9 protein-coding genes are annotated in these 16,376 nt (G+C 70.7%); 6 read left to right on the forward strand and 3 right to left on the reverse strand.

Annotated features, from left to right (window positions below):
- Positions 1-13: 13 nt before the first annotated feature.
- The 4 genes from ACXVUM_RS06275 (at position 14) to ACXVUM_RS06290 (ending at position 9,726) form a co-directional block, all read left to right on the forward strand.
- Positions 14-3,412 (forward strand): arabinosyltransferase domain-containing protein, encoded by a 3,399-nt coding sequence (locus ACXVUM_RS06275; RefSeq protein WP_458522799.1) that lies wholly within the window; start codon positions 14-16, stop codon positions 3,410-3,412.
- Positions 3,409-6,795 carry an arabinosyltransferase domain-containing protein gene (locus tag ACXVUM_RS06280; RefSeq protein WP_458520975.1) on the forward strand — a complete coding sequence of 1,129 codons (3,387 nt, stop codon included), beginning with the start codon at positions 3,409-3,411 and terminating at the stop codon, positions 6,793-6,795. Before ACXVUM_RS06275 ends, ACXVUM_RS06280 begins: the two co-directional genes overlap by 4 nt.
- A 100-nt stretch (positions 6,796-6,895) precedes the next feature.
- On the forward strand, positions 6,896-7,855 hold the full coding sequence (locus tag ACXVUM_RS06285) for a cytochrome c oxidase assembly protein (protein ID WP_458522800.1): 960 nt from the start codon (positions 6,896-6,898) through the stop codon (positions 7,853-7,855).
- Between the two features lie 59 nt (positions 7,856-7,914).
- On the forward strand, positions 7,915-9,726 hold the full coding sequence (locus tag ACXVUM_RS06290; RefSeq protein WP_458520976.1) for an ABC transporter ATP-binding protein: 1,812 nt from the start codon (positions 7,915-7,917) through the stop codon (positions 9,724-9,726).
- Positions 9,727-9,746: 20 nt separating this feature from the next.
- On the opposite strand, the gene ACXVUM_RS06295 is transcribed toward ACXVUM_RS06290, so the two are convergent.
- Positions 9,747-10,928: an acyl-CoA dehydrogenase family protein gene (locus ACXVUM_RS06295; protein ID WP_458520977.1), complete on the reverse strand. Its 1,182-nt coding sequence runs from the start codon at positions 10,926-10,928 to the stop codon at positions 9,747-9,749.
- A gap of 240 nt (positions 10,929-11,168) precedes the next feature.
- On the opposite strand from ACXVUM_RS06295, the gene ACXVUM_RS06300 reads away from it, so the two are divergent.
- Together ACXVUM_RS06300 and ACXVUM_RS06305 are read left to right on the forward strand one after the other, a co-directional pair.
- Complete coding sequence (locus ACXVUM_RS06300; protein WP_458520978.1) at positions 11,169-12,509, forward strand: aminotransferase class I/II-fold pyridoxal phosphate-dependent enzyme; 1,341 nt, start codon at positions 11,169-11,171, stop codon at positions 12,507-12,509.
- Positions 12,510-12,513: 4 nt separating this feature from the next.
- Entirely contained in the window at positions 12,514-13,047 is a 534-nt protein-coding gene (locus ACXVUM_RS06305) for a DUF2505 domain-containing protein (RefSeq protein ID WP_458520979.1), read from the forward strand.
- Here ACXVUM_RS06305 and ACXVUM_RS06310 read toward each other — a convergent pair.
- Positions 13,010-14,626, reverse strand: a complete 1,617-nt coding sequence (locus tag ACXVUM_RS06310; RefSeq protein WP_458520980.1) for an NAD-dependent epimerase/dehydratase family protein — start codon at positions 14,624-14,626, stop codon at positions 13,010-13,012. The two genes, ACXVUM_RS06305 and ACXVUM_RS06310, sit on opposite strands and share 38 nt — an antisense overlap.
- Positions 14,623-16,269 carry an MFS transporter gene (locus ACXVUM_RS06315; RefSeq protein WP_458520981.1) on the reverse strand — a complete coding sequence of 549 codons (1,647 nt, stop codon included), beginning with the start codon at positions 16,267-16,269 and terminating at the stop codon, positions 14,623-14,625. The genes ACXVUM_RS06310 and ACXVUM_RS06315 overlap by 4 nt, the downstream gene beginning before the upstream one ends.
- Positions 16,270-16,376: the final 107 nt, after the last annotated feature.

Genomic DNA, 16,376 nt, shown 5'->3' on the forward strand with positions numbered 1-16,376 from the left:
GGTCCTCGTGCCGATGACCGCCCGACCGTCCGACGACGGATCCGCAAGCGATCACTCGACAGAGAGCCGGACTTCCGGCGACTCGGGGGATCACTCGTCCGCAGCCGGAACGACCGGGCTGCGGTCCGCCCGCACGGCCCGCCTCGTCGCGGTCGTCGCCGGGATCGTCGGCGTACTCGCCTGCCTGCTGACACCACTGCTGCCCGTCTCGACCACCACCGCGTCGATCTCGTGGCCGCAGGGCCAGCAGCTGTCGCCCGAGACCCCGTCGATCGTGGCGCCGCTGACCGCGCAGACGCCGCAGACCCTGACCGCCACCATCCCGTGCTCGCTGTTCTCCTCGCTCGGCAGCTCCGGCACCCTGCTCGCCACGATGCCCTCGGGGGCCGACGGCGCCTCGCAGAAGTCGCTGGTGGTGTCCGCGTCGTCGCAGACGGCGACCGTGTCGTTCCGTGGCGAGGTCGCCGCGTCGGCGCCGCGCAGCGCGCTGTCGACGCCGGAGTGCCGGTCACTGCAGATCTTCGTGTCGCCCACCCGCACCGGCGCGCAGTTCGTCGGCCTCGGCCCGGCCGGGATCGTCGCCCCCGACAAGCGTCCGCAGGTCTCCGGCATCTACTCGTCGCTGACCACCCCGCGGGTGCAGGCAGCCGTCGCCCAGGGTCTCCGGGTCGACGTCGGTGTCGACAACCGGTACGCCAGCACCCCGACCGTGCTGAAGCTGCTCGTGATGATCGTCGGGATCGTGGCGACGGTGCTGGCGCTGCTGGCGCTGGCCCGCCTCGACTGGATCGGCGGACACCACCGTCGCGTCGGGGTCCGGTCGTGGCGACGTGTGCTCGCGCCCCGCGTGAGCGACCTCGCCGTCACCGCGGTGATGATCGTCTGGCTGTTCCTCGGTGCGGGCACCCCCGACGACGGCTACATCCTCACGATGGGTCGCGCCGCCGACGCCTCCGGCTACCTCGGCGACTACTTCCGGTGGTTCGACATCCCCGAGGCGCCGTTCGACTGGTACTACAGCTTCCTGGGCCACTGGTCCTCGGTCTCCACCGCCGGACTGTGGATGCATCTCCCACAGCTCGTCGCCGCACTCGTCTCGTGGTTCGTCCTGAGCCGCGTGCTGCTGCCCCGGATGGGGGCCGCGGTACGTCGCAGCGGCTGGGCCATCTGGGCGGCGGCCGCACTGTTCGTCGCGTTCTGGCTCCCGTTCGACAGCGGCCTGCGAAGCGAGTCGATCATCGTCACCGGCTCCCTGCTCACCTGGTGGGGCGTCGAGCAGGCGATCGGCACGCGTCGCCTGCTCCCGGCCGCGCTCGCGGCCCTGGCGGCAGGGATGACCCTCGCCCTCGCGCCGCAGGGCGTCATCGCCGTCGCGGTCCTCGTCGTCGGCGCCCGTCCGATGCTCGCGGTGGTGTTGCGGCGACGTCGTGAGGTCGGGTGGGCCGCGCTGGTGCTGCCGATCCTCGCGGCGGGCCTGCTGACACTCGTCGTGGTGTTCCGCGACCAGACACTGGCCACCGTCTACGACGCCATCCGCATCCGCTTCACCGTCGGCCCCTCGCTGAGCTGGCACGAGGAGTACTTCCGGTACTTCTTCCTCACCGTCAGCACCGAGGACGGCGCCCTCACCCGCCGTGTCCCGGTCCTGTTGCTGCTCGCATCGCTGTTCGTGGTGCTCGCGGTGATGTTGCGGCGCACCCGCATCCGCGGCGTCGACCCGGGCCCGGTGTGGCGCGGCATCGGTGCCGTCGGCGTGACGCTGATCCTGTGGGTGTTCACCCCGACGAAGTGGACCATCCAGTTCGGCATCTTCGCCGGTGTCGCCGCCGCCCTCGCCGCGGTCGCGACCGTCGCCATCGCGCAGTCGGCGGCACGGTCGTCGCGGAACCTGATGGTGCTGGTGGCCGGGTTGCTGTTCGCGCTCGCCGCGTCGATGGCCGGCAAGAACGCCTGGCCGTGGGCGTACGACTTCGGCATCTCCTGGTTCGACCGCGCACCCGTCCTCGCCGGCATCCAGGTCTCCAGCATCCTGCTGGTGCTGGCCGTCCTCGCCTCCGCCGCCGCGGTGTGGCTGCACCTCCGGCTCGACTTCACCAGCCACCGCGGCATGGTCCACGACTCGTCGGCGTCCGTCGACGCACCCGCGGACACCGCCTCCCGCGCCGACCGCCGCCGCCTGGTCCTCGCGTCCTCACCGCTCGCGGTGATCGCGATCGTCATGGTCGTCGCCGAGTTGGCCGTCTTCGCCAAGGCCGCCGTCGCGCGACCGTCGTTCACCGTCTTCAGCGCCAACGTCGACGCGCTGCAGGGCAACACCTGCGCGATGGCCGACGACGTGCTCGTCGAGACCGACCCGAACGACGGGACCCTCGTGCCGGCCGACGGCCGATCGCAGTCGGCCGCACTCGCCGGCACCGACCCCGTCGGCTTCACCCCCAACGGTGTCGCGAACGACCTGTCGCCGCAGCCCACCCAGTCCAAGCCCGGGCAGATGAACGTGGCCGGCATCGTCCAGAACCCGTTCACCATCGTCGGCGGGTCGCCGGGGACGCTCGGCGGGAACGGCCCCCGCGGGGTCAACGGGTCGACCGCCGCGCTGCCGTTCGGTCTCGACCCGGCACGCACACCGGTGCTCGGCAGCTACGGCTACGACTCCGGCAAGGCCACGCTCACCACCGACTGGTACCGACTGCCCGCCCGCGGGTCCACACCGCTGATCGTCGTCACCGCCGCGGGATCCATCGCCTCGGTCGACGTGGACGGGGTCGGCGAATTCGGTCGGTCGCTGCAGGTGCAGTTCGGCACGACGGGAGCCGACGGGCAATTCACCCAGGTCGGTGCGCCCTACATGCCGATCGATCCCGGGCCCCAGCCGCCGAACCGCCCGTGGCGCAACCTGCGGGTCCCGATGTCGGTCGTCCCGCCGCGCGCCGACGTGATGCGCCTCGTCGCCGTCGACGACAACCTCACGCCCGACCAGTGGTTGGCGATCACCCCGCCGCGGGCCACCCAGCTGCGCACGCTGCAGGACGTCGTCGGCGACACACCGTCGCTGATCGACTTCACCGTCGCCCAGCAGTTCCCCTGCCAACGACCGATCGTCTCGCGCGACGGTGTCACCGAGGTGCCGCGCTGGCGGATCCTGCCTGACCGGATCACCGCGCAGTCGCAGTCGAAGACATGGATGGACGCCGACGACGGCGGCATCCTCGCGATCTCCGAGGGCACGACCACACCCACCACGGTCCCCACCTATCTGCGCGACGACTGGTATCGCGACTGGGGCTCGCTGCAACGGCTGACACCGTTGACGCCCGACGCCCCCGATGCGGTCACCACGCTGGGCGAGGCGAACCGGTGGGGTTGGGCCCGTGAGGGTTCCATCCGCGTCGTGAGGTCCGGGAACTCATGAACGAGCCCGACCGTGCCGGCGACACCACCACCCCCGAGGGACGATCAGTGAGCACCATCGACACACCGACGTCGGCCCCGCCGACGTCCACGCGACGCCTGCGCATCGTGCGGCTCGTGGCGGTCGTGACCGGGTTGCTCGGGGCGCTGCTGGCCCTCGCGACACCGCTGCTCCCGGTGAACCAGACGACCGCGCAGCTGTCCTGGCCGCAGCAGAACGTCGGCAACATCGCCGCGCCGCTCGTGTCGTTCGTGCCGATCGACGCCGACGTGTCGGTCCCGTGCTCGACCGCGGCCCGCCTCCCGTCCTACGGGGGCAACCTGCTCTCGACCATCCCGCCGGGCGGCTCGGACGCGTACGCGCGGGGGCTGTTCGTGTCGGTGACGGGCGATCAGATCCAGGTCACCGATCGCAACGTGGTGCTGGTCAACACCCCGCGCGCCGCGGCCCAATCCGATCCCGACTGCCGAATCGACATGCAGTTCACCGGGACCGGGACCCGCGCCCAGATCGTCGGCCTGCCCGACGGCACCCAGGGTCAGCTCTCGTTCTCCGTCGGCGACCCCAACCTCCGACCGCAGATCGTCGGCATCTACACCGATCTGCCGCAGTCCACCCCGACGACGGGGCTCTCGGTGCGGGCGACCATCGACACCCGGTTCGTCACCACACCGACCACGCTGAAGTTCACCGCGATCGTCCTCGGCATCGCGATGACCCTGCTGTCGCTCGCATCGCTGGGCATCCTCGACGCCGGCGACGGACGACGCCACAAGCGCTTCCTGCCCGCCGGATGGTGGCGGCTGCGACCGGTCGACGGCGTCGTCGTCGTGACCCTCGCACTGTGGTGGTTCCTGGGGGGCAACACCTCCGACGACGGGTACAACTTCACCGTCGGCCGGGTGGCCGGCGAGGCCGGGTACCCGATCAACTACTACCGCTACTTCGGTGTGCCACAGGACCCCTTCGGGTGGCACTACCAGGTGATCCGTGCGATGACGCACGTCAGCCTGGCCGCACCCTGGATGCGACTGCCCGCGTTCCTGCTCGGCCTGCTGGGGTGGTGGCTGCTCAGCCGTGAGGTGATCCCGCGCCTGGGTCGCACGGTGCGACATTCGACGCCCGCCCTGTGGACGTGCGCCGCGGTGTTCCTCGCCATCTGGCTGCCGTTCAACAACGGTCTGCGGCCCGAACCCGCTCTGGCGGTCGGTGCGCTGCTGACCTGGTGCGCCGTGGACCGCGCCATCGCGACGGGCCGGTTCCTCCCACTGGCCACGGCGACGGTGATCGCCGCGTTCACCCTGGCGATCGCGCCGGGCGGCCTGATGGCGGTCGCTGCGCTCGTCGCGGGCATCCGCCCGTTGGTGAAACGGCTCGCGAAGCGACGGCATCGCGACGGGATCCTGCCCATCCTGGCGCCGATCCTCGCGGCGGGGACCGCCGTGCTGTTCGAGATATTCGCCGACAACACCCTGGCCGGGGTCATCACCAGTTCGAAGGTCGCCAGCGAGGTCGGCCCGACGCTCGAGTGGTGGCAGGAACCCGTCCGCTACTACTACCTGCTGCTGCCCAACCAGGTCGACGCCTCACTGGCCCGCCGGTTCGGCATCCTGACGATGTTCCTGCTGCTCGTCTTCGTCATCCTCATGATGCTGCGGCGGCGGGCGCCGAAGGGCATCGCCCGGGGGCCCGTGTGGCGCCTCGTCGCGGTCATCCTCGGCACCGTCTTCATCATCTCGTTCACCCCCACCAAGTGGACGCACCACCTCGGCATCTACGCCGGGATCGCCGCAGGTCTCGCCGCGGCTGCGGGGGCGATGGCCGCGCCCGCGGTGTTGAGGCGCGGTCGCAACCGCGCGTTCCTCATCGCAGGACTCTTCTTCGTGACGGGCATCGCGTTCGCCGGCATCAACGGGTGGTGGTTCGTCGGGACCTACGGCGTGCCGTGGCGTGACCGGCCGCCGGCGCTGGCCGGGATCCGGTTCTACTGGGTGTTTTTGGCGCTGTCGGTGATCGCGGCGCTGGTCGGCCTGTGGCGACACCTGCGCGACGACCACGTCGCCGACGACGTGCGCACCGGCCGATCGGGGTCGGCGCTGCGCACCCGACTGGCCGGCGCAGCGGTGCCCACCCTGATCGGGCTCGTCGTCGTGTTCGAGGTGCTGACGACGGTCAAGGGTGCTGTCGTGCAACGGAACAGCTTCTCGTGGGCCTCGTCGAACGCCCGGGCGCTCACCGGGAACATCTGCGGCATGGCCAACGACGTCCTCGTCGAGACCGACCCGAACGCGGGTCTCCTCTCACCGGCACGGGTCGCTGGCCAGTCCCCGACGACCTCGCCCGGCGACGCGCTCGCCGGCGCCGGGGCTCCCGGGTTCACACCCAACGGCGTCCCGGACGACCTGTCGGTCGACACGACGCAGAACAGCGACAGCAGCTCCACCACGAGCAGCTCCACCAACACCACGAGCAGTTCGACCAACACCACGCAGAGCGCACCCGGATCCGACGAGACCGGCGGCGACGAGTCCGTCGAGGGCGGCACCGGCGGCGGACAGGGCGAACGGGGTGTCAACGGGTCGACCGTGCGGCTGCCGTTCGGGTTGTCGCCGAGCCGCACACCTGTCCTCGGCAGTTACGGCAGCGGGGGCGGATCGCTGACGACCGACTGGTATCAGATGCCTCCGCGCAGTGGGGATGCGCCGCTGCTCACCGTGTCGGTGGCCGGCGCGGTCCAGGCCGTGAACGGCCTCGGCATCATGTCGCCGGGCCAGAAGGTGCAGGTCCAGTACGGCCGCGTCGGCCCCGACGGACAGGTGGTGCCGGTCGGCCTGCGCACCCCGATCGACGTGGGCGAGGCACCGACGTGGCGGAACCTGCGGTTCCCGCTCTCGGATGCCCCGGCGGGTGCGTCCGTCGCGCGACTGGTCGTCGCCGACACCGGCGCCGGCAGCGACCAGTGGGTGGCGATCACGCCGCCCCGGATCAGCACGATGACGACGCTGGAGAAGGTCGTCGGCCGGACCGACCCCGTCCTCATCGACTGGGTGCCCGCGTTCGTCTTCCCGTGCCAGCGACCGATGGGCGTGCGCGACGGCGTCGAGGAGGTCCCGAAGTGGCGCATCCTGCCCGACGCGGGAGCCACCCGCCAGAACAGCCAGACGTGGATGTCGGGCACCGCGGGCGGACCGCTGGGACTCACCGAGGCGATGCTCCGTCCGCAGTTGCTCGCGACCTACCTGCGCAACAACTGGGGCAACGACTGGGGTTCGCTGCAGCGGTTCACACCCATCGAACCCGCGGAGCCCGCGAAGCTCCAGATCGGCACGGCGACGCGATCCGGACTGTGGGATCCGGCACCGATGCGGGCCATCGGCTACTGACAGCGTCCGTACGGAGGGTCGTACGGGGTTCGGGCGCAACCGATTCGGACGAATCGGACGTGTTCGGCGGATTTCGGGACGGGCGCATACTGGACGCGTGATGCCGATGCAGCGACCGGACCTCCTCACGGACTGGACCGTCACCTGGGTGTGGTGGGCCGTGATCGCCGTCGCCGTCGTGGCCTATGCGGTGGGCGTGGTCCGTGTGCGCCGCTGGCCGCTCGGCCGGATCGCAGCACTCCTGGCGGCGGTGGCGCTGCTGGTGCAGGTGCTCAACTCGCCGATGGCGGCGTTCTCGCACCACCTGTTCTCGGTGCACATGATCGTGCACCTGCTCCTCATCATGGTGATCCCGTTGCTGCTGGTGCTCGCGCAGCCGATCCGGCTCGCGGTCGAGGCGTCGTCGGACGCCGGCGCCCGTCGCATCCGTGCGGTGCTCGCGTTCCCGGTGACCCGCTTCCTCACCTCACCGGCGTTCACGGTGCCGCTGTACGTGGCGGTCCTCGTCGGTACCCATCTGACCGGCTTCCAGCAGGCCATGAGCGAGCACATGTGGATACACGAGACCGAGACGGTCGTGTACCTCGTCACCGGCTACCTGTTCCTCCTGCCCTGCATCGGCAGCGAGATCAGCGGACACGACCTGTCGTATCCCGTCCGGTTCGTCACGCTGCTCATCGCCATGGGGCCGGACACGCTCGTCGGGGTGGTGCTGATGCTGACCGGCACGCAGATCGCGCCCGCCTACGCGCAGTCGCGGATCGGGTGGGGTCCCGATCCCCTGGCCGACCAGTCGCTGGCCGGCGCGATCATGTGGTTCGGCGGCGACGGCCTGATGATGCTGCTCCTGCTGGTGGTGGCCGGGCAGTGGATCCGCAGCGACCGCACCCGCGACCCGTCGACCCCTCGGCGCAGTTCATGGCTGGACAACGCCCGCCGCGACGCGACGTTGGGGGGCGACGACCCCTCCGTCGACGCCGACATGGACGACGACGAGGCCGCCCTGGCCGCCTACAACGCGCGCCTGCGCGAGCTGCACGGCCTCGACCGTCGCGGGTAGCGACCGACGCCGCCGACGCTCCGCGGCCACCGTTCGGGCGTCTGGAAAACTCTCGTCGCATGGGCGAACCATCCACGGGGGCGGGGACCGCCCCGGAGTCCGACGAACCCCGTACGCGCCTGCTGTGGGAGCTCATCCGGCCGCGATTGCCGCTCTTCGGACTGGCCACGCTGGCGGGTCTGGTGGGATCGGCGGCCCGCCTCGGGACGCCGCTGGCGACGAAGCACATCCTCGACTCGGTCGACGGCCGGGACGGGATGGTCGCGCCGATCGCGATCCTGGTGGTCCTCGTCCTCGTCGGGGCGCTCGCGCAGTGGTGGCAGATGGTCGCGCTGGGCAGGCTGTCGGAGGGTGTCGTCTACGACGCCCGACGCAGGATGAACCTGCGGTTCCTCTACGCCCGTCTCACGCCGCTGCAGAGGAGCCCGGTCGGGGAGCTCGTCACCCGCGTCACCTCCGACTCGCTCCTGCTCCGGGACGCCGCGTCGTCGAGCATCGTCGGCGGCGTCAACGGCGTCGTCATGCTGGTCGGCGCCCTGGTGCTCATGGCCACGCTCGACACCACGCTCGTCCTGATCACCGTCGTCGCCGTCATCGTCGTCTCAGTGCTCTTCGGGAAACTGCTTCCGGCGATCGCGCACTCGCAGGAACGGGCACAGGCCGCGGTCGGTGAGCTCGGCGCCGAACTCGACGGAAACCTGCGTGCGATCAAGTCGATCAAGGCTGCGAGCGCCGAGGAACGCGTCCGGACCCGGCTCGACTCGATCGCCGAACGCTCCCGTGACCTGAACATGCGGGCGGTGCGCCGCCAGGCGACAGCGATCACCACGTCGTGGACCGGTGTGCAGGTGTCGATCCTCGTCATCCTCGCGGTCGGCGCCGTCCGCGTCGCCGACGGCGCGATGACCGTCTCGACGCTGGTCGCGTTCCTGCTGTACGCCTTCCAGATCGGCGATCCCATCGGCCAGCTCAGCACCAGCCTCACCGGGCTGCAGGCGGGTCTCGCGGCCGCCCGTCGGATCCGGCAGATCGACGCGATGCCCTCGGAGTCCGAACGCCCCACCTCGCTCGACCCCTCGACGCCGTCGACCGACGTCCATCCCGTCGGCGACGGGTCGGGGATGCTGCTGCGCGGTGTCCACGCCGCCTACCCCGGTGGTGACCCCGTCCTCACCGGTATCGACCTCCGCATGCCGAGCCGCGGGCACGTCGCACTCATCGGCCCGTCCGGGGCGGGCAAGACCACCCTGCTGTCGTTGCTGCTGCGCTTCCTCGAACCGGACAGCGGGGAGCTGCGACTGGGCACGACCGCCTACTCCGAGGTGCCCGCATCGAACACCCGCACCCACTTCGCCTATGTGGAGCAGGAGTCGCCCCTCATCCCGGGGACGCTCCGCGAGAACCTGCGACTGATCAACACCGATGCCACGGACGCGGAGATGATGGAGGTGCTCGAACGGCTGTCGCTGGGTCGCCTGGTGCGCGAGCTGCCCGGTGGCCTCGACGCAGCGGTCTCCCCGACCTCGTTGTCGGGTGGTCAGCGACAGCGCGTCGCCGTGGCCCGGGCGCTGTTGGCCAGACGGCCCGTGCTGCTCCTCGACGAGGCCACGGCACAGGTGGATGCGTTGACGGAGAGCGCGATCCACGACGCGATCGTCGACCATGCGCGCACCGGACTGGTCATCACCATCGCCCACCGCCTCTCGACGGTCGTCGACGCCGACCGGATCGTCGTGCTGCAGGACGGCCGCCTCGTGGCCGAGGGGACTCACGCGGAGCTGCTCGACTCGAGTCCGCTCTATCGGGATCTGCTGTCGGCGTTGCGGATCCCCGCCGACTCCACCACCGACGGTGGCATTCCCCGACCGTGACGGGTCGGTGAGCGGGTGGATCAGGCCAGCCTGAACGGTTCCCCGCGATGGTGGTCGAACAGCGAGCGCTGCGTCTCGGTGATCGACGGCGGGTGGTACGAGAACGCCTGCAGCACGGAGCCGAGGTAGGCGACGTCGGGATCGGTGATGAAGGCGATGCCCCCGAGGGCTGTCATCGCCCCCGATGCCACCCGCTGCAACGCCGTCCGCAGGGCGGTGCGGACGAAGAGGAGCCGCGCGGAGATCTCGGGGCCCCGCTCCCCCGCGTCGTACGACGCCGCGATACCGAGCACCGCCGCCATCGCCGACTCGAGTTCCGCCGCGAGCGGCACATAGACCGACGCGTCCGCCCGGGGATGGACGAGCACCCGTTCCACCAACGTGCTGGCCGCGCCGATGTAGCCCGCCGCGGCCAGCAGTCCGAACCACAGGAACCCGGTCATCTCGTGGATGCCGTCGGGGTCCTGAAGGGTGCCGATCATCATCAGCGCGGCAGGCACGCGGACCCCGTCGAGCACCACCTCCTCGCTCTCCGCCCCGGCCAGGATCGGCGAGGTCCAGAACGGTCGCACCGAGACACCCGGCATCTGCGCGGGGATGAGGCCCACCGCCTTGCGACCCCGGCCGTCCTCGGACTCCTTCGCGTCGAGACTGGCCGCGAGAAAGGTCATCGACCTCGCCATGCTGCACGGCTTCTTGCTCCCGGTCACGACGTAGTCGCCGGTCTCGTCGTCGTAGACCGCGGAGACCGTCGGCACCAGCGTGCTGCCTCCGACGCGTCCCTCGGCGAACGCCGACGCGATCAACGAGTCCTGTTCGACGACGCTCTGCAGCAGCGCGAGGTCCTCCTCGGGGCCCTCCTGCGCGATCTGCACGATCGTCGCGATCGACAGGTGGTGCATGACCGTCGCGACGGCCAGCGACGGCGACGCCGCCCCGACCGCCCGCTGGACCTGCAGCGCCTCGACGGCGCCGACCCCCGACCCGCTGATCTCCTCCGGCACGATGAGCCGCGCACCACCGGCCAGACGGAACACGGCGAGCCCGTCGTTGTCGCGGGCCTCGCGCTCGGCGAGGGAGGTCGTCGCGAACCACTCGGACAGGCGCGGGAGCCGCCGACGGAGTGCCTCGCGCGCCGGCCGGAGCAGCGGGCTGTCGAGTTCGGGGGCCGCGTCCGTCGAACGGTCGGCCGTCGTCGTCATCGCATCCCCCATCGTCGAGACGCGCCGGGAACGTCGGCGCGCACTGTGATGGGTAACACAGCGAACGACGGGGAGAGCGTTTCCCGAGACGTTTTACACATCCGTTGAGGATGTGTTGTGACGGGTGCTCAAGGCGACGACGACAGTGGCCGAGATCCACGTCACCGTGGTCACGTGAAGCGTCCGCGGTCACGGCAAGCCATGCCCGGCCGACACCCGATCGTCCTCTCGCCAGGAGTGATGTCCGTGCCGTCACAGCTGATCCTCGACCGCATCCGCCACGACAAGCGCATCTGGGCCTACCGCGTGATGCGCGACAGCGACCAGCTGCCGTTCTACCGGGTGATGAACGGGGTCAACGCGCCGACGGTGCAGGTCGAGGGTCGGGAATGCGTGATGCTCGGGTCGAACAACTATCTCGGCATGGCCGATCACCCGGTCGTGCGCGAGGGTGCCGAACGCGCGCTGCGGCACTACGGCACCACGGTCACCGGGTCGCGCCTGCTCAACGGCACCATCGATCTGCACGTGCAGCTCGAGGCGGAGCTCGCCGCGTGGCACGGCACGAAGAGCGCCCTGACCTTCACCACCGGGTATCAGGCGAATCTCGGCGCGATCTCCGCACTCGTGGGCGTCGGGGACACCGTGATCGTCGACTCGGCCGCCCACGCGTCGATCTACGACGCCGCACGACTGTCGCGGGCCAAGATCCGGGCCTTCCGGCACAACAACGCCGCACAGCTCGACGAGCGGCTGAGCCGGTCGGTGGGCGCGAAACTCGTCGTCGTCGACGGCCTCTACTCGATGGAGGGTGACCTCGCACCGCTCCACCAGATCGCCGACGTCTGCGAGAAGCACGACGCCGCACTGATGGTCGACGAGGCGCACAGCGTCGCCTCGCTGGGCGAGCGCCGCACCGGCGCCGCGGAGCTCTACGGCGTCGAGAAGCGCATCGACGTCCGCATGGGCTCGATGTCGAAGGGTCTCGGCTCCACCGGCGGGTTCGTCTGCGGCAACCGGGACATCGTCGACGCCCTCCGCGCACATGCCCGCACGTTCCTGTTCACCACCGCCGCGGTGCCCGCCTCACTCGGTGCGGCCCTGGCCTCGGTACGCCTCATGCAGACCGACGAGGGACGCGAACGTGGGGCGCGGACGCTGGCGAACGCCCGCTATCTCCGCGACGGCCTCGTCGCGGCGGGCGTGCCCACGGTCGAGCCGTCGGTCCTCCCGGACGGCACCGAGGTGGTCTCGCCGATCGTCCCGGCCTTCTGCTACACCGAACTCCGCGTGTCCAACACGTGGCGCCGCCTCTTCGACGAGGGCATCTTCGCCGCCACGGCGATGTTCCCCGCGGTCCCGCAGAACCGGGCCATGCTGCGGTTGTGTGTCCAGACCGAACACACCCACGCGCAACTCGACCGGGCCGTCGACGCCCTGTCGCGGCACCTCCCCCCGATGGACGAGTCCGGTGACGGCACCGACTACAGCGCCGGCGCGGTCGGATCGGCGGAAGCCGCCGGTGTCGACAGCGACGACCTCGACGAGGTGAACGGACCGTCCGAGCGCGTCACGGTCTGACGCGATGCCGACCGAGGTCCGCCACACGCAGCCGTACCCGGTCCCGCTGGATCTGCTGTACGCCACACTCACCGACACCGCGTACTGGACCGACCGCGCCACCGGGATGGATGCCGGTGGGGGCGAGGCGATCCGGTTCTCCCCCGCCGGCGACGGCACGGACGACGAGACCGACAGGTTCGTCGCCGTCGTGCGGCAACGGATCGAGAGCAGCTCGGTGCCGCGGGCGCTGAAGCGGTTCGCACCGTCCTCGGTGTCGGTGATCTGCACGGAGACATGGCTACCGCGTCGAGGAGACGAGGCAGTCGGGACCTTCCACTCCCGTGCCGAGGGGCTGCCGGCCGAGGTGACCGCCGACGTGCGGCTCGTCGCGACGGGCGAGGCGTCCTGCGAGATGCACTTCGCCGGCACGGTGAGCAGCTCGCTCGCCGTCGTCGGCCCGATGGTGGAGAAGATGCTCGTCGCGGAGACCGCCACCGGGTTCGACACCGAACGCGACTTCACCCTCCGGTGGCTGGGACGCTCTGCGAGGGCGTGACCGAGGTGACCCGGGCCAGGACGGCATCCGCGGCCCGGGACTGGCCGGTCCCGGTGCGCAGCGACCCGCCGTCGAGGGTGGTCGTCGGGGTGATCGACCGACCGCGGCCCCGCATCCGCCGTCCCATCCACGGCAACCGCCACCCGGACCGTGAGCCGACGAGGCGATCGGTGCCCGGCACCGATCGGAGCGTGCCGCCGGCACGCCCGTTCCCGGAGGCGACCACGATCGTCTCGGGAGCATCGACGACTCGTGCGGACACGACCGCCGCCAGCGCAGCGGCGTGTCCTCGGCGGGTGCCGCGACGACCTGTCGACAACCCGTGACCGGGCGGATCCACCAGTGCGACAGCGACACCCGACCGCGCGAGCCGCGCGGCCATCGGTGTGAGGTGTCGCGCGTGCATCCCGCGTGGGACCGCGACGACGGCGAGGGCGGAGGTCGTCGCCGGCCGGTGCACCTCGACGTGCAGACCACCGACCGGCGAGTCGACCGCGACGTGCTCGACGCCTGCGACCGTCGACGAGACGTCTCCGACGAGTGCGGCGATCTCGGGGTCCGCGGTGGCCCACGCCCGGAGGCGCCTCGTGGCGGGTCCCAGGGCCACCTCGGCGGCGTGACCGGTCGGGACGACCGTGGCGTCACCGAACAACGGGCGACCCCGCAGCAGGATCATCGCCGCGGCCATCTCGGTCGACCGGGCCGTCGGCTCCCATCCCGTGGTGCGGCAGAACAGGTCCGGGTCCAGGGCCGCCTCGCCGTCGGAGATCCAGTGCGACGAGAACGGCAGCAGGCGCAGCAGATATCCCGCGTCCGCCCCGAGCCGGAGCAGGCGACGCGGGACCGCGCGGAGGAACTGTCCCTGGAGCGCAGCGAGTTCGACGGTCGTCGTGTGATCGCGGGGCGCGATGTTGAAGGGCCCGATCAGGTCCCGACCGGCCGCGAGGCAGAACGCGGAGGCGAGATCGTCCTGGCTCAGGAACTGGTAGCGCGACTCCGTCGGATCGGGGAAGGCGATCGCCGGTCCGGTGAGCATGTCGATCGCGTCGTTGGCGATGTCGGCGCCCACCACGAAGGTGGGGCGCAGCAACGAGATCGCCATCTCACCGGGGTGACGACGCAACCACCACTCCACGAAATGCTCGACCTCGGCCTTGTCGGCGAAGTAGTAGCGCCGCGGATCAGCGGTCGGGAAGACGTCCTCGGTGACGGGGACCGGGATGTCGTGACTCCCATGGGCGCTGGCACTGGAGGCGATCACCATGCGCCGCACGCCGGCCCGGTACGCACAGTCGACGACGTTCATCGAACCGCGCACGTTGACGTCGCGGGAGGCCTCCTTGTCGCGCTGCTCCTCGACGACGAACGCGAGGTGGATGACGGTGTCACATCCCGCGAACACCGATTCCACTGCGGGATCGCGCATGTCGAGCGGGACCATCGACAGCTTGGGGTGAGTCACCCGCGCGGCCCGCCGTCCCAGCCCGACGACGCGGTCGACCTCGTCGTCGGCCAGCAACATCGGGAGGATCGCCGCGGCGAAGTCACTCGTCGCACCGGTGACCGCGACGATGCTCATCGGTCTGCCCCCTCGCCGGTGGTGGTGACGTCGACCGTCGGCGCCTCGGCGGGCGGCTCATCCGGCGGTGTGGGGCTCTCGGCCTCGAGGGCGGCGACCTGGTCGCCGATGATCCCCGACGTCCGGTAGCGACGCGGGAGCATGACGGCGACGACGACCGCGCAGACGAAGACGGCGCCGGCCGCGACGTAGGAGGCGTAGGCCGAGCCGGTCAGCGCAGCCTGTTTGATCTGTTCGATGAGCGCCTCGCGGCTGGACTCGAACATCGGGGGGACCGGGCGGTCGCGGATGCCGATGACACTCAACACGCTCGACCGGGCGTACTCCTTGTCCCGGGCGCTCATCAGCCCGGCGGGGATCCCGTCGACCAGTCCCCGGACGTGGCTCAGGTAGTACGAGCTGGTGATCGACCCGATGATCGCGACGCCCAGTGTTCCGCCGATCTCCCGGGTCGTGTCGTTGACCGCCGACCCGGCGCCGGCCTCGTCGGCGGGCACCGACGACATGATCGACTCCGTCGCCGGACCCTGGATGATCGCGATGCCGACGGCGAGGAGCAGCATCGCCGGCAGGATCAGCGCGAGATACGAACTGTCGAGCGTCACCTGACCGCCGACGAGCAGCCCCGCCCCGATGAGGACCAGCCCGAGCACGAGCGGCGGCATGGTGCCCACGCGCTGGGCGATGATCGTTGCCGTCGGGGCCGAGACGGCGAGGGCGGCCGCGAACGGCAGCGTCGCGATGCCGAACGCCAACGGCGAGTACTCCCGGACCCCCTGGAAGTACTGCGTGATGAGGAACAGGAACCCGAACAGGCTGAAGTATCCGACGGCGATGGCCAACGCGGGCAGTGCGAACGGGCGGATCCGGAACAGGCGCATGTCGAGGACGGGCGAGGTCGTCGTCAGCTCACGGCGCACGAACAGGACCAGAAGCACGATCGAGGCGGCGAACCCCAGGAGCGTGATCGGCGACAGCCACCCGTAGTGCGGGCCCTCGATGATCGCGAAGACGCCGATCGAGATGCCCGCCACCGACAGCACGACGCCCGGCCAGTCGAGCGGTCCGACGCGCGAGGCCTTCGAGTCGGGCACGATCAGCGTCGCGGCGACGACGGCGAGGACGGCGACCGGGACGTTCAGCCAGAACACCGAGTGCCAGGAGAAGTGCGTGAGCAGCCATCCACCGGAGATCGGGCCGATGGCCACGGCGACGCCGGCGATCGACGACCAGATGCCGATGGCCAGCGACTTCTCCTTGCGATCGGGGAAGATCGCCGTGATGATCGCCAGGGTCGCGGGGAGGACCGCGGCGGCGAAGACACCCATCAGCGCCCGGGACACGAGCACCCACGCCTGGTCGGTCGCGACGGCACCGATCACCGACGAGAGCCCGAGGCCGGCGATGCCGCCGACGAGCATCCGCTTGCGGCCGTAGCGGTCGCCGAGGTTGCCGAAGGCGAGCAGGAACCCGGAGAACGTCAGCGTGTAGGCGTCGACGATCCATTGCAGCCCGGTGATGCTGGTGCGCAGCTCGAGGCCGATCTGCGGGAGCGCGACGTTGATGATCGTCATGTCGAGGACGATCAGCAGTTCACACAGGCAGATGACGACGAATGCGCTGAGCTGGCGGGTGCGCGACATGGATCCTTCCCGGTCGCCGTGCGGCCTGGCAGCACGGTAGCCCGGCGACGGGACGTCGGGGGCAACATTCGTTGAGGACCGGGAACGGTGTCCGGCCGCGGCGGCCC

The sequence above is a fragment of the Williamsia sp. SKLECPSW1 genome, assembly GCF_054332755.1.